General features: G+C 57.8%; 10 protein-coding genes and 2 pseudogenes. 7 read left to right on the top strand and 5 right to left on the bottom strand.

Annotation, left to right across the window (positions count from 1 at the left end; translation table 11 throughout):
• Positions 1-179: 179 nt before the first annotated feature.
• Together trxC and MCB86_RS05470 are read right to left on the bottom strand one after the other, a co-directional pair.
• Complete coding sequence (gene trxC / locus MCB86_RS05465) at positions 180-620, bottom strand: thioredoxin TrxC (protein WP_239610231.1); 441 nt, start codon at positions 618-620, stop codon at positions 180-182.
• A gap of 183 nt (positions 621-803) precedes the next feature.
• Positions 804-1,751, bottom strand: a complete 948-nt coding sequence (locus tag MCB86_RS05470) for a LysR family transcriptional regulator (protein WP_239610233.1) — start codon at positions 1,749-1,751, stop codon at positions 804-806.
• Positions 1,752-1,846: 95 nt separating this feature from the next.
• Here MCB86_RS05470 and MCB86_RS05475 point away from each other — a divergent pair, with 95 nt between their 5' ends.
• From MCB86_RS05475 to MCB86_RS05505, 7 genes and pseudogenes are all read left to right on the top strand, one after another.
• Positions 1,847-3,061: an MFS transporter gene (locus MCB86_RS05475; RefSeq protein ID WP_239610236.1), complete on the top strand. Its 1,215-nt coding sequence runs from the start codon at positions 1,847-1,849 to the stop codon at positions 3,059-3,061.
• A 1,365-nt stretch (positions 3,062-4,426) separates the two neighbouring features.
• Complete coding sequence (locus MCB86_RS05480) at positions 4,427-4,693, top strand: hypothetical protein (protein ID WP_239610237.1); 267 nt, start codon at positions 4,427-4,429, stop codon at positions 4,691-4,693.
• A 294-nt stretch (positions 4,694-4,987) separates the two neighbouring features.
• Complete coding sequence (locus MCB86_RS05485; RefSeq protein ID WP_239610239.1) at positions 4,988-5,716, top strand: ABC transporter ATP-binding protein; 729 nt, start codon at positions 4,988-4,990, stop codon at positions 5,714-5,716.
• A 40-nt stretch (positions 5,717-5,756) separates the two neighbouring features.
• Entirely contained in the window at positions 5,757-6,920 is a 1,164-nt protein-coding gene (locus MCB86_RS05490; RefSeq protein WP_239610277.1) for an ABC transporter permease, read from the top strand.
• 85 nt (positions 6,921-7,005) lie between these two features.
• A pseudogene (locus tag MCB86_RS05495) lies at positions 7,006-8,386 on the top strand (TolC family protein).
• Positions 8,370-9,647 carry an HlyD family efflux transporter periplasmic adaptor subunit gene (locus MCB86_RS05500; RefSeq protein WP_239610240.1) on the top strand — a complete coding sequence of 426 codons (1,278 nt, stop codon included), beginning with the start codon at positions 8,370-8,372 and terminating at the stop codon, positions 9,645-9,647. The pseudogene MCB86_RS05495 and the gene MCB86_RS05500 overlap by 17 nt, the downstream one beginning before the upstream one ends.
• A gap of 146 nt (positions 9,648-9,793) precedes the next feature.
• Complete coding sequence (locus tag MCB86_RS05505; RefSeq protein WP_239610241.1) at positions 9,794-10,327, top strand: hypothetical protein; 534 nt, start codon at positions 9,794-9,796, stop codon at positions 10,325-10,327.
• A 380-nt stretch (positions 10,328-10,707) separates the two neighbouring features.
• Here MCB86_RS05505 and MCB86_RS05510 read toward each other — a convergent pair.
• The 3 genes and pseudogenes from MCB86_RS05510 to MCB86_RS05520 form a co-directional block, all read right to left on the bottom strand.
• Positions 10,708-11,085 (bottom strand): annotated as a pseudogene (locus MCB86_RS05510) (DDE-type integrase/transposase/recombinase); the annotation flags it as partial.
• 660 nt (positions 11,086-11,745) lie between these two features.
• Positions 11,746-12,516 (bottom strand): nuclease-related domain-containing protein, encoded by a 771-nt coding sequence (locus tag MCB86_RS05515; protein ID WP_239610242.1) that lies wholly within the window; start codon positions 12,514-12,516, stop codon positions 11,746-11,748.
• 108 nt (positions 12,517-12,624) lie between these two features.
• Positions 12,625-13,764 (bottom strand): Fic family protein, encoded by a 1,140-nt coding sequence (locus MCB86_RS05520; RefSeq protein WP_239610243.1) that lies wholly within the window; start codon positions 13,762-13,764, stop codon positions 12,625-12,627.
• Positions 13,765-13,845: the final 81 nt, after the last annotated feature.

Consider the following 13,845-nt stretch of genomic DNA (forward strand, 5'->3'; position numbering starts at 1 on the left):
TGCCGTGAAAATGGCGGCATTATCCGATCGTGATCGGGCTGAGGCAAACGTTGCTTGAAATATCCTGATAAGAGGTAGGCTGCATTCCCGGAACCAGAAGCCAAGCCTGTGGTCTGTAGCTGGTTTTACGTGCCTTCGCCGTTACGCAGGGTGCATCGGACTTGCACGTTAGGTGGTCCTCAGGACGTGATCACGCCCTGCTGCTGGAGCCACGCCAGCAATTGCGGCAACGGCAGTGCGCCGCTTTGGCGTGAAATCTCCCGCCCTTGCTTGAACAGGATCAGACTCGGAATCGAGCGAACGCCGAGCTGGGCCGACAGCTGCGGGTTGGCTTCGCTGTCCAGCTTGGCCAGCCGGCAGCGGCCCCGCAACTGCGCAGCAGCCTGTTCGAAGATCGGCGCGAAACTGCGACACGGCCCGCACCAGCTCGCCCATACGTCCACCAATAACGGCAAGTCGCCCTTGATTTGATTGGCGAAGCTCGCCTGGCTCAGTTCGAACGGGCTGTCGCTCAATACCGCGGCTTTGCAACGGCCGCAGCGCGGTCCCTCAGCCAATCGGGCGGCGGGGATGCGGTTGAGCCCAGCGCAGTGCGCACAGGGGACGACGAGGGCACTCATAGATAACCTCCACACGGTGACATGCCGACTATTTTAAGTGGAGGCGTGCGGTGGGATATCAAGTCTGCGGCTGAAATCCAGATGGCTGGTTCGCTGTCGCCTGCGGCGCCATGGTTGCCTCACGTTCAGTACCAGCAGTGCTAGTTAGCCCGACCGCCTCCGGTAGCGCATTGCTCTGGCACCTCAGGACCTGCGCTCTCCTGATGATGCCCGATGCATCCCGGTGAGCAGCGGCATGCGCTGGCGGATCAGTTCGCCGAACAACCGCAGTTTCGCGGGATAGCGGCGGGCATAGGGGTAGATCAGGTATACCGGCAACGGCGCCGCCTGCCATTGCGGTACCAACTGCACCAAACGACCTTCGGCAATGTCCTGGGCCACGATCCAGGCCGAGCAGACGCAGGCGCCGAGTCCCGCCAGTGCCGAGTTGCGCAAGGCGTAGAGGCTGTCGGTGCTCACGCGGGGTTGGATGGTGAAGCGATGGTGCTGGCCGTCGGTCAAACAGGTCAGGGCGACCTCGTCGTGGTAGTAGGTGCGCAGAGCTAGCCACGGCAGTTGCGCGAGTTCCTCGGCGGATGCTGGCATAGGCCGGTCGCCCAGCAGCGTCGGCGAGGCGACCACGATCCGTGGAACCTCGCCGAGAGGGATGGCCACGACGGCGGGATCATCCACCACTCCGACCTGAATCGCGCAATCGATGGCCTCGGCAACGAAGTCCGGTCGTCGGTCGTGGAGCAACCATTCGACCGCCACTTTCGAATGGCGACCCAGGTATTCGCTCAGCGGCGCGATCAGTTGGTCCTGGCCAAAGGCGTGCGGGACCTGGACGCGCAGCGTGCCACGCGGCTCGTCTCGGGCGCCCTGCAGCTCGGCCTCCATCTCCTGCCAGCTTTCCAGCAACGCCTTGCCGTAGCTATAGCAGCGCTCGCCATCACCGGTCAGCTGCATGCTGTGGGTAGATCGCTGCAGCAGCTGTAAGCCCAGCGATCGCTCCAGGGCCTGGAGGCGGCGGCTGATGGTCGGTTGGGTGGTCTTGAGCTGCTCGGCGGCGGCCGAGAGGCTGCCGGCCTCGACGATCCGAACGAAGGTACGCAGCAGTTCGAGTCGGTCGATTGATGTGTTTCCAGTCATGCGCGTGACGTATATCAGATTTGCCGTGAAGCCTACTACAGGGCCCTGCTTCACGCTAAGACAATGACACCCTCGCAAACAGAACGGATTTTGCCATGACTTCCATGCAGAAGGCGTATGCACCCGCCCCGCTCAAGGAACCATCCCGCGCCATGGTCGCCCTTCTGGCCACCGGAGCCGGGCTTAGCGTCGCCACGCTCTATTACAGCCAGCCGATGCTGGGTGTGCTGGGGCCTGACATAAACGCCAGCGAAAGCGCCGTCGGCATGGTGCCGATGCTTACCCAGCTAGGCTATGCGTTGGGGATCCTGCTGCTGGCTCCGCTGGGTGATCGTTACGATCGGCGAAAGATCATTCTGTTCAAAGCCGTGGCGTTGACGCTGGCGCTGCTGCTCAGCGGTTTTGCGCCCGGGGTCGGCTGGTTGCTGATCGGCAGTCTCGCCATCGGATTGTCGGCAACCGTCGCGCAGGACATCGTGCCAGCGGCGGCAACGCTGGCGCCCGAAGCCCAGCGCGGCAAAATCGTAGGAACGGTAATGACCGGCCTGTTGCTGGGCATCCTGTTGTCCCGGGTGATGAGCGGCGTGGTGGCGGAGCAGTTCGGCTGGCGTACGGTATATGGACTTGCCGCGGTTTCGATCTCGCTGGTCTGCCTCGGGGCCTGGCGCAGCCTACCGCGTTTTGCGCCGACCACCTCGCTGGGTTATGGCGCACTGCTTGGGTCGATGTTTCAGCTCTGGTTGCGCCATCCGGCGCTGCGTCGTGCCGCCTTTGCCCAGGGCTTGTTATCGGTGGCATTCAGCGCATTCTGGTCGACCCTGGCGGTGATGCTGCACGGCAGCTTCGGATTGGGTAGCGCGGCGGCTGGCGCCTTCGGTTTGGCTGGTGCGGCTGGCGCCCTGGCCGCACCCTTGGCCGGGCGACTGGCCGATCGCCGCGGCCCGGAGCGTGTCACCCGCCTGGGAGCGGGCTTGTCCGCCGCGTCGTTCGCAGTGATGGGATTGGCGGGGGCACTACCTTTCGACGTGCAGTTGGGACTGATCATACTGGCCGCCATCGGTTTCGATTTCGGCGTACAGGCGACACTCGTGGCTCACCAGACGATGGTCTACGGAATCGAACCGGCTGCCCGCAGCCGTCTGAATGCGGTGTTGTTCACTGGCGTGTTCATTGGCATGGCCCTGGGTGCGGGACTGGGTAGCCTCGTGTTGGCTCAGTGGGGATGGTGGGCGGTGATGGTGGTGGCGACCCTGGCATCAGTTGGTGCGCTGGTCGTACGGCTGGGGGCTGGCAATAAGCGGCACAGCTAGACGGCAAGGGGGGCGTGTGTCTCGGCAGTCTCCAAAGCAGGACTTCTTGTCGATGCCGCGCTCTTCTCGAGCAAAGATTCGCTGCCCGGTACGGTCCAAGCCCTCGAGCCTTGATCGAGCGTCATCTAAGTCGCGCAACGGACAGAGTGTAAGCGAGGCAAAAGAAGAGCGCCTGGGTGGCTTGCTCGATCGATCAGATGGTGCCCTCTAGCCACATGCCAGAGCCAGCTCGCTGAACAGCATTCCGCACGACACTCGGAAAAGCTGATCGCCCCGCCTGATCGTGAGTGGCCGCCTAGCCGCAATCACTGCGCCGCTATCGAGCATGCGATCGATGTGAGTGCGCAACTGATGATATTGCCTGGTGTAGTCCCGGTTCATGTAGCCCTCCGCTGCTATGCCTAAATCGGTGGCCCGCGAAATAGGACAAACAATGAACCGATTCGTTGACGCGCAAACCGATATTTGCTTTTTGTCATTCGTCGGGGCATTGGCGAGCACGCATCCGCAGCGTTGGTATCAGAACCAATAATCTGTAATATCATTTCGCCATCGCGGCCGAAAGGCCACCCACTCGACTGAGACAAAACGCTATGAATGCTCAAGCTATCCCAGTGTTGATCGCTTTCCTGGCCATAGCCTGTGTGGCGGCGTTCTTGCTGCGCCGCGCATTCACCGTATTGAATCGCCAACAGATCAAGCCCGGCGCTGAGCGCATACAGACGCCGCACACTCGTGGCGGGCGGCAAGACAACCTCATGGACTCCCGTTCTGCTCCGTAGAAAAAACGCCCCAAGCCTGGACTTCGTGCGAACACTCGCATTGGCCCATCGACGCTGTGCTCAGTCGCCTGTTTACTGGGTGCGGTCGTCAGAAAGCGGTGATCTCCCCACTTTGACTCATCTATGCGCGGCTTTGGATGTGGTGGCCCCACGGACTCGAGCCCTGGACCAAAGGATTATGAATTGCCTGGAAACGCTACAAGCTTAGTGGAATCGTGCGTAGCTTGGCGCAGGTACAATTAGCTGAAAGTAGCGTGGTTACTGGGCTTGAACGTAATTTTGCAAAAGTGACAGAAGTTAGGCACTGGGCCTCCAGTGTACTGTTTTTGTACCGCGAAACGGTTAGCTCGTCAGCCTTGCAGTTGCAATCCTGCAATCCTGCAATGTTCATCTAAGCGGGTAAGAGCGGCACGCAAAAAAAAAGCCCCGCCAATGCGGGGCTTCCCTTGTCAGCCTTACAGGCTGTCGCTGATCCAATTCCAAGCGTGGTAGGCGAGCCTACCTGCGCTAGCAATCTTCACGGCGAGATCCAGCATGCGTTTGAAACTGCGCATACTCCGGCTCCCATGTTGGCGTTAATAAAATGAAAAACGGCGAGAAATGGGTCATCAAAAAACCAGATGGCGAGCTGCTTCAGAGCTTCGCGATCGATCCAGGTCAAATCAGCCTTGGGTGGTTTCGCCCCGATGCTCCAGGTAAGACGCGGGAAGGCAAAAAGGGACCGCTCACCTTCCAACAGATATCTAAAGCTCAGTCGTTAATGACCACGATGTTCGCTTTGCTTCCTAAAGAATTTTCGGATGCTGAGGTGGCTAGTTTCGAGGCGTCGGCAGCTGCGATAAAGGGTTAGATCAAGCCTAGCGTGTTCAGTATTTGACTCTCAAGATTGGCGAATCCTCCGGACGATGTGCCTTCGGCGATCGCTGGCGTGCCAGTTCTTGTCGGCTGTCAGCAGAATCTGTCCGGGCTTAATCAAGCTGTGTGCAATGCTCGACGGCAGCTAGAACCACATCCCAGATTACCTGACAGCCCTTCTATCCAACCCCCACGACCATTCACGAGCTAGACTGGACCCACCGACCTACTCGACGAGCTCCGTGCAGCGCCACAGCTCACTCCTTGTGAATTTTGTTATGGAGAATGAATGCTGCGCACAGCAGAACGCGAGGCGCAGAGCCTGATCTTCATGGAAGACATCTGCCATGCATACCGTATGGGTGAGCAATGTCTGTCCATACTCGATAACATCAGCCTAACGATCCGGCATGGAGAAAGCTGCGCTATCTTAGGCTCTTCTGGCTCAGGCAAAAGCACGCTGCTGAACATCCTGGGGTTGCTTGATCGACCTACATCCGGGCGTTTCCTGCTCAATGGCCGTGACATGGCAAACGCGACGCCCGACGAATGTGCTGGGATACGCAATCGCCTGATCGGCTTTGTGTTCCAGAACTTCAATCTATTGCCACGACTCAGCGCGCTCGATAACGTCGCCCTACCGCTTCGCTATCGTGGCTACTCCCGCAACCAATCTAGGCAGTTTGCGCATCGCCAGATCGAGCTGGTCGGGCTCGCAGACCGGCTCACACATCGCCCCGCGGACCTTTCCGGCGGGCAACGGCAGCGCGTCGCCATCGCGCGCGCTCTGGCCGGTGAGCCCGCTCTGATTCTGGCCGATGAGCCCACCGGCAATCTTGACGCAGACACAGCGCAAGAGATTATGGGGTTACTGCTGGAGCTCAATCGCACTCAGGCCGTAACCCTCGTCATGGTGACTCACGACGCGACGCTCGCGAAGCAGCTTGATCGTCGCCTTCACGTCCAGAGTGGACGGATAATCGAAGCGTTACCTACAGGAAAAGGTCGCGGTGACTGAGCTCAATCAAGTCCGCACCGGCTCGTTTCTCATCGAGACCATGATCGAATCATTGGTCAGTCTACGTCTGTTAGGTCATCGCTCCGTGCTTGCGTTGCTTGGCATAGCGGTCGGCTGCGCCTCGGTCATCGCACTGCTCAATATCGGCCACAACGCTGCCAACGAATCAATCAATAGCTTCAAGGGGCTGGGCAGCAATACCGTGATAGCCACGTTCCCCGCCCAGCCCGGTAGCAACCGCCCAGCCCCCTCAACCCTGGACATACAAGCGCTGATAGCCGCCCTGCCGATGATCAAGCACGTTGCTCCGATTACTCTGCAGACAGTTCGCATTACCGACGAAGGTCGAACTGCTGACGCCACAATTGCTGGCACCACTGACGGCCTGGCTGCATTGCTGGGAATACGATTGGAAAAAGGACGCTTCCTGTCCGGCTTCGATAGCCATGCCACCTATGCCGTCGTTGGAGCTCGGGTGGCCCAAGATCTGGGCCGGCCTAACCTCCCCCTACTACTCGGCGACCGACTGCCGATTGAGGGGTATCTATTCGAGGTAGTAGGTATTGCGGAAAGCTTATCGCCCAATCCCTTGATCCCCGTTGCCGCAGACGAATCGATATTCGTGCCCATCGAGGGTATGCGCCGGTTACGCCCCAAGCCAGAGATCGACAGCGTTATCGCGCGGACGTTGAATAATGCCGACCTGAACACCACGGCAGATGCTCTGAAGACGCATCTGGATACTTTCTCCCATGGTCGCGCGGCTCGAGTACAGGTACCTCAGCACTTGCTCGACGGCCTTGCACGTCAGGCCAATACCTTTGCCTACTTGCTAGCCGGCCTTGGCGGCATCTCTCTGCTGGTCGGCGGTGTAGGCGTTATGAACGTCATGCTCATGAACGTAGCCGAGCGACGCCGCGAAATCGGTATTCGCATGGCTCTCGGGGCCCGCGCCTCCGACATTCGCAACCTGTTCCTTATGGAGGCCGCTATGCTATCCATTGTCGGCGCCTTGTTGGGGGCAAGCATTGGCTTCGCCGCCGCATACACCTTCGTTCGGTTCTCCGGCTGGTCATTTTCCATGGCCCCGCTTTCGCTTCCCCTAGGCATCTGCAGCGCCTTGGCGATTGGCCTGTTCTTCGGCCTCCATCCAGCCTTGTCGGCCGCACGCCTGCAACCCGTCCAGGCCTTGCGCGATGATTAGAGTAGCCTGTTCCCTCGCCGCTCTGTGCCTATCTGTCTCGGTTCACTCCGCTGTGGTGAATCCGCTGTCTCCAACTCAACCTACCATGCCCGGTGATGCTACCTCGCTAAGGGAACAGATCATTGACCTGACCCTAAGCGAAGCCGTGTTCTTGGGGCTGCGCGACAACCGCGCTATCCGTAGCGCATACCTCAACCGAATCGCAGAGAAGTTCGATCTGCGAGTGGAGGAAGATCGTTTTGCACCAAAAATCGTGCTCAGCAGCCGCTACCTCGCCGCTCGCAACGAAGGAGACCGCTATCGCCACACCGAACTCATTCCCCAAACCACCATGCTCGGCAAATACGGAACCAGGTTCAGTCTGGCTTGGACAAATCAACTCACCCAGGCGGATCGCGCGGGTCGCACTAGCAACGATGGCGCGACATTCACCGTCATTCAGCCCTTGCTACGCGGTGCAGGACGTGACGTGGCCACAGCGCCTGTACGTCTGGCCCGGCTCATTGAACAGGCCAACCGTCTGGCTCTAAAAGCCACGGTCTCGGACACCATTACCCAAGTCATCACCGCTTATCGCGAATTGCTGCGCTCCCAGGAGCAGGTGCGCATCGCACACGCTGCTCTGGAGCGCTCACGCCAGTTGCTAGAAGCGAATCGAGCCATGATCGCCGCCGGTCGTATGGCCGAATTCGAGATTGTGCAGACCGAAGCTGACGCTGCCACCCAGGAACTAGCGGTAGAAGAGGCCGTCAACCAGCTTGATGCCAGTCGCTTTGAGCTGTTGCGCTTGCTCGCTCTGGATCTGAACACGCAAATACAGGCAGTCGAAACCTTGGAAGCCAATCGCATCGAGGTCAGCCTGACTCAAGCCCTCGTCGCTGCGCAGGAGCAGCAGCCGGCCTATTTAAGCCAACTGATCGCTACAAAACAGGCCGCAATCGGTCTTACCGTCGCCCGTAACGAAAGGTTGTGGGATCTCTCGCTAGTGGGAGGGGCCAGCCAAGTCCGCGACCAATATCCAACCACCTCTGGGCGCGAAACCAACCGTACGTGGGAAGGCTACGCGGGTATCCAGCTCGACATCCCCATCGGCGACCTCAGCCGCCGCCAGGCCGAAGTGCGAGCCCGTGTCGAAGTCGAGAATCAGGGCATTCGCCTGGACGAGGCTCGCCAATCGCTCGAGCGCGAAGTTGGCGATGCCGTGCGTAACATTGGCACGCCGCTGGCGTCAGTACGAAATATCCCAGCGCGCACTTGATCTGTCGCACCGCAAGTTGGATATCGAGCGCGAAAAGCTACAGTCTGGGCGCTCAAGCAACTTCCAGGTATTGAGCTTCGAGTCGGATCTACGCAATGCCGAAAGCGCTCGACTCAACGCACTCATCGCCTACCTCGACGCCCAAGCCAGCCTGGATCAGACATTGGGCACAACTCTAGAGAGCTGGGACATTGACCTCAACGATTAAGCGCCTCGCAGTCCCGCACTGGCGTGGCTGGCTCGCCGGCGGAGCTATTCTGGTCATCGCTATCGCCGCCCTGCTTGCCTTCCAGGCTCAACCCAGGTCCACGCAGCCAAATATCCGGTGGCTGCATGTGCAGCCGCAACTACTGGAAAACCAGTTAGGTTTAGTTGGAAAGATTGAAGCGGCGAAACACTCAATCCTGGCTGCTCCCTTCGACGGCCTCGTGCATGTTCTCGCAGTCACCGAGGGCCAGCGGGCCGAGCGCGGCCAACGCCTGCTTACACTCGATACAACACAGCTAGACATTCAAATACGCGAGGCCCTGGCCGTGCAGTTGAAAGCACGGCGCACCGTGCAGGATATGCAGAACTGGGAGCAAAGCGAAGAGGTATCTCGCGCGCGCCGCACCCTAACTAACGCACGTTTGAATCTAGAAGACACCGAAGCCAAACTCGGCGACACCCGCCGCCTCTTCGAGCGCGGCATAGTCGCACGTATGGAAGTCGACTCCTTGGAGCAACAGGCCAAGACTCAACGGCTCGACTTCATTGCTGCACAGGCTGAACTGCAGGCGGCGCAAAACAGAGGCCAAGGCGAAAGCCGTCAGATCGCAGACATGGAATTAGCCAATGCGCAAGCGCGTCACCAAGCACTGCTGGCACTGCATGCGCAGCGCGAACTTTCTGCACCTTTCGCTGGCATTGTCTTGCCGACAAAAAATTCAGAAGACGGCGGCGACACGCCCCCAATACAACCTGGTATATGGGTAACCCAGGGCACCCCTCTGTTCGAACTGGCCAGCCTAGAACGAATTAAGGCAGTCGCCCGCATCGAAGAAGCCGATCTGCATCAATTGGACGAGGGTATGTCGGTGGAGATTACCGGCGATGGCTTCGCCGGCATTACTCTGCACGGTCACATCTCCAGTATCGGGATACAGGGAATTTCTAGCACGTACGGAGGCAGCACTACCTATGAGGTAATCGTCGCCGTAGATCCGCTCACGCCGGAGCAACGACAGCGTATACGTTTGGGTATGAGTGCACGGTTGGTCATCGTCACCTATCGCTCGGAAAGTGGGCTGGCACTTCCAGCCGAAGCGCTTCACCGCGACGACGAAGGAAACACAACCGTTGAATTTCGTGAAGAGATGAACGAAGCCCCACAACGGCTTAACGTGAAGCCCGGTCGGGCGGTTCCGCAGGGGGTAGAAGTTTTTGGGATAGGACCTGGTTATGTCGCAGTGCCGTTTCCAGCACTCTAGGCACCGCATTTCTAAGACGGATAAGACGGACAGAAATACGCGGCAGGCGTAGCTACTACACCTTTTCTGCCGGCGCATAAAGAAATTAAAGATTTGCCAAGGGCAGTCGATAAATCCAATAAGTGATTTTTTAGCGGGGCGCAGAAATGAAAATTGGCATTGATACTAGTAATTCTATGCTGCAAAACCTCTCAGATAATTCTAGGATTAATCAGACAAGTCTAGCTAAAACAGACCTTTCAGCTCTTCAAGTTAAGAATGATAAAGAAGCATCGACAGCTCTGGGAACCAGCGACGCAAAGAGCTTGGCTAAGATCAAAGAGATTGTGAAAGAATATGATTTTACGTCCATAACTCAAAAAGAATTAGCCGTGCTTAGTTTGGAGTTGTATGAAAATGAATTAATAGACCTTCAGACGGCTTCGCACTTATCACTAGGTGATGCAAAGTTTAATGCAGACGGTACGCAGATAACCGATACAAAGTTTAACGCTTTAGAATTGTTTGCAAATACTCTCGAGGGGCAGCAAGGCTGGGCCTCTGGTGCGAGCACAGCCGAAGGCATTTACAATGCCAAAGCTGAGGTGGCAAAGACAAACAAAGCAGTGGGTGCGCTATTCAGCTTTGCATATTTCAGTAATTCAGACGCAACCAGTATCGGCGTCAACGAGAAGGCATGAAGAGGGAGCCACACATAGCATGGCCCCTCAGAACGCCACTATGGAACGTTACGCTTAACAGTGCCCCTGACGGAAATCGGGCCAGGGTATCGGACATTTTGGATAAGTAGACGGAACTGGCCGGCTGTTTCCGAACCACTCGTGGAAACTGTACTCCAAGTCGATGAACTCACTGTCTGCCAACTGCCTCCTACCATTTTCTGAATAAATAGACTCGGCGCATAAACATTGCCGTCGGGTGTTACTGTAGCGTCAACCATTGCATAGCAACCTGCATTGCCTACGGTTGTCGGGCCCCAACCTACCACCGCCTCATTAGGTTGAATAGTCGTGTAGGGGATTTGATTCGTTACGTTCGTACAAGCAGCATTATGTAGTGGTCAACCCATCCCGGACAGTGGGTTAAGTTTTTCTTCGGCAACGGCGGGCGGCAGCCCGTCGTTGAATTGATGTGGCCTGATCCAGTTGTAGCGATGCATCAGGTAGTGGCTGATGTCCCGTTGTGCCTCCTGGGCTGTTGGATAACCGGTCGGCGGAACCCACTCCGACTTCAAGCTGCGGAACAACCGTTCCATCGGTGAATTGTCCCAGCAGTTACCTCGACGGCTCATGCTCTGTTCCATCCGATATCGCCACAACCGCTGCCGAAACAGGCGGCTGGCGTACTGGCTGCCCTGATCGGAATGAAACAGCACCTGCTGCGGTTTGCCTCGTTGCTCGTAGGCCATATCCAGCGCCTTGATGACCAACTCCGCATCGCCTTCCCATCAAAGACTGAGATTCCATCTTGCCGTGAGGCCAAAAATATAATGTATTGGTGGCCATTGGTAACTATCGCAAGAGGAGCGCCCCGCTGACTGCAATACTGCTGCGCTTGTTTTATAGCTTCTGATGCTTCGCTACTGCAACGGATTAAGGACTTCAGGTCCGTGACCAAGTTCTTCGGAAGCTCTGCAGGAATTTAAAAAGTCCTCCCTTCTCGTTTGGCTTCGAGAATAGCTATTCTTGGTGTGCCTAGCTCATAATCACTAAATGTACCATCCTCCGACTTTCTACTTCACACGTTTTGTCGTTCCCAATTTAGGCAATCAAATAGGACTTTATCGATAATATGAAACCTGATTTGGGCTTCATTCATGTTGCTGTTATTTGCTAAAGAAGTTATAAGTTCGCCTAGGGCTTTTTCGCCCTCGCTGAGAGTCGTCATTCTGTTCCCTTTTATAAATTATGAGCTTTTCCTCTCGCCCGCAATCTATGCGGCAACCTAAACTGTGGTAAGCCAGCCTACATACTGCCGCAAGGTGCCAAGTATCAGAGGCTTACCGCTTCGGAGTAGGTAACGCAGGGTTGGCTCAGTGACGTCTTAGGTAGGTACGGGCATTATGATTCCAGGCGCAGGATTGATGTTGAGGCTGCTGCTAAAGACTTTGCATGGTTTTGCACTTGGGGAAGGTTGAGCAGCCCCAGAGTCGCTGCCCCGCTTTCGCCCCAGATCTAACGGTACGAATCAGCAGCGCGCTGCCGCATTTCGGACATTGTCGCTCGGCTGTCGGATCGCTACGGCGCTTAAGGTTTTGCACATGCTCGCGGTGGGTGGCGAGGGTAGGCGTGCGGCGGCCGGTTTGCAGAGCGTGCAGCATGGCGTCGACCTCGGCCTCGCTGAATACCGGCTGCTGGAATGAATGGATATAGCGGATAAAGCCTATGCCCTGGGTGACGTTTGCCGGCACTTCGGTCTTGAAGATGCTGCCGCCGACAAAAGTGACAACCGAGCGCAGGTGCTCGGGACCGACGCCAAGTGTGGCTTCCAGGGCTTTGAGGTGCTTGTAGTTCTGCCGCAGCGGGTTCTGGAATTTGAAGGTGCGTTTGTAGAGCTTCTGCGTCCACTGCGCCTGTTTCTCGCTGCCGAAGATCCAGCCGCTCATGTTCTTCGTTTCCAGCACGAAGATGCCGTAAGGCGAGAGGAATACGTGGTCGATCTGCGTGGTGCCGTCCGGCGTGTTCAGGGTGACGTTGTGCAGGCGGCGGTAGGTTTGCTTGTCCAGCTGCCAATGGGCGAACAGGCGCACCAGCAGTTCACCGATCTGCCCCTTGGCCCAAGGCGATTTGAGCAGACCGATCAGCAGCATCAGCGGGATAACCCAACCGAGTGTGCCCCAGACCTGCGCGATGATCGGAGTGAAGTCCATTTCCTGTCCTAGTAATCCAGAATTAACCGGATAGTACCGAAACCTGGCGTGATGGCACTACAGCATTACGACGAGCCCGATGTGCTGCTCTGCTTTGTCGCTTCGGGGTTAGCCGTGAGCGTTTGCCGAGTGCTGTATTTGGTACCGCGTGCTGCGCCCGCCGCCTGGTAGTCGTGAAAGGCAGCCCTTCTCGACAAGATCGCTCAGATGACGCGTGGCGGTGGCCTTCGAGACCTTGGCCACGGCCTGGTATTGGGCGGCGCTGATGCCGTTCTCGAAACCTCTCTCGCCGCCATCGAGTAGGCGGTTAAGCACTTTGATCTGCTCGGCAGACAAGGCTTGGCTACGGTGAGCCTGCCAGAAGCGCGTCTTGATCAGCACGCGGTCGATACGAGCAAGGGCCTGCTCCAGGCTCTTGAACAGCGTTGCGAGGAACCACTGCAGCCAGGCGGTGATATCCAGCGTGCCTTTCTGGCTCGCTTCCAGGATGCGGTAATAGCCGGCGCGGTCGTCGAGGATGCTCGCCGACATGGCGTAAAAACAGATGGCCTGCTGCTCGCCCTGAGCCAGTGCCAGGTCGGTGATGGCGCGCGTAAGGCGGCCGTTACCGTCATCGAAGGGGTGCAGCGTAACGAACCAAAAGTGCGCAATGCCGGCCCTTAGGAACGGGTCGAGGCTGGCATCGCTGCGGCTGCTCTCGAACCAGGCAAGGAAATCGTCTAGTTGCTCCTCCAGCCCGGCGCGGGGTGGAGCCTCGAAATGCACAGTAGGGCGGTCGAGTCTGCCGGAAACTACCTGCATGGGTTCTTCGCCGCGCAGCATGCCGATGCGTAGCGGGCGGGTCAGCAGGTGGTCATCGCTGGGGAACAACCAGCCATGCCATGTGAACAACCGCTGTAGATCGAGCGGCGGCTGATAGGCGCGGGTGGCATCGAGCATTAGTTCCGCCAGGCCTTCGGATCGAGAGGTGGTGCGGCCTTCTTCGTTCAGCCCCAGGCGCCGTGCCAGTGATGAGCGCACCGAGCCGACATTCAGCTGCTCACCCTCAATGGCGGATGAGGTGACGATGTTCTGCAGCATGGCATCCAGGCTGCTCTGCACCTCGGTGTCACTACCCACAGCGCCGAGCATCCCGAGTAGGCGGCCCTGAGCCTGGGCGCACGCGCGCAGCAGCGGGGCTAGCGGTTCGGCTTGCCAGCTGAATTGCGGCCAGTTGGGTTGCTGCCAAATCCAGAGCGGGTCATTCATGAGGGCTGCTCGTCTGTGAGCCGATTAGCGAGCTTATTCGGCTCATTTGATGAGTCGATAATGCCGGCTATTCGGCTCACT

It is taken from the genome of Pseudomonas sp. KSR10, from assembly GCF_022355455.1.
GTDB classification, from domain to species: domain Bacteria; phylum Pseudomonadota; class Gammaproteobacteria; order Pseudomonadales; family Pseudomonadaceae; genus Stutzerimonas; species Stutzerimonas stutzeri_E.

Coding starts and splice junctions, on each gene's coding strand:
- MCB86_RS05490 (WP_239610277.1), top strand. CDS start 5,757: ATGATCGAATCATTGGTCAGTCTACGTCTGTTAGGTCATCGCTCCGTG.
- MCB86_RS05475 (WP_239610236.1), top strand. CDS start 1,847: ATGACTTCCATGCAGAAGGCGTATGCACCCGCCCCGCTCAAGGAACCA.
- MCB86_RS05480 (WP_239610237.1), top strand. CDS start 4,427: ATGAAAAACGGCGAGAAATGGGTCATCAAAAAACCAGATGGCGAGCTG.
- MCB86_RS05520 (WP_239610243.1), bottom strand. CDS start 13,764: ATGAATGACCCGCTCTGGATTTGGCAGCAACCCAACTGGCCGCAATTC.
- MCB86_RS05515 (WP_239610242.1), bottom strand. CDS start 12,516: ATGGACTTCACTCCGATCATCGCGCAGGTCTGGGGCACACTCGGTTGG.
- MCB86_RS05505 (WP_239610241.1), top strand. CDS start 9,794: ATGAAAATTGGCATTGATACTAGTAATTCTATGCTGCAAAACCTCTCA.
- MCB86_RS05470 (WP_239610233.1), bottom strand. CDS start 1,751: ATGACTGGAAACACATCAATCGACCGACTCGAACTGCTGCGTACCTTC.
- trxC (WP_239610231.1), bottom strand. CDS start 620: ATGAGTGCCCTCGTCGTCCCCTGTGCGCACTGCGCTGGGCTCAACCGC.
- MCB86_RS05485 (WP_239610239.1), top strand. CDS start 4,988: ATGCTGCGCACAGCAGAACGCGAGGCGCAGAGCCTGATCTTCATGGAA.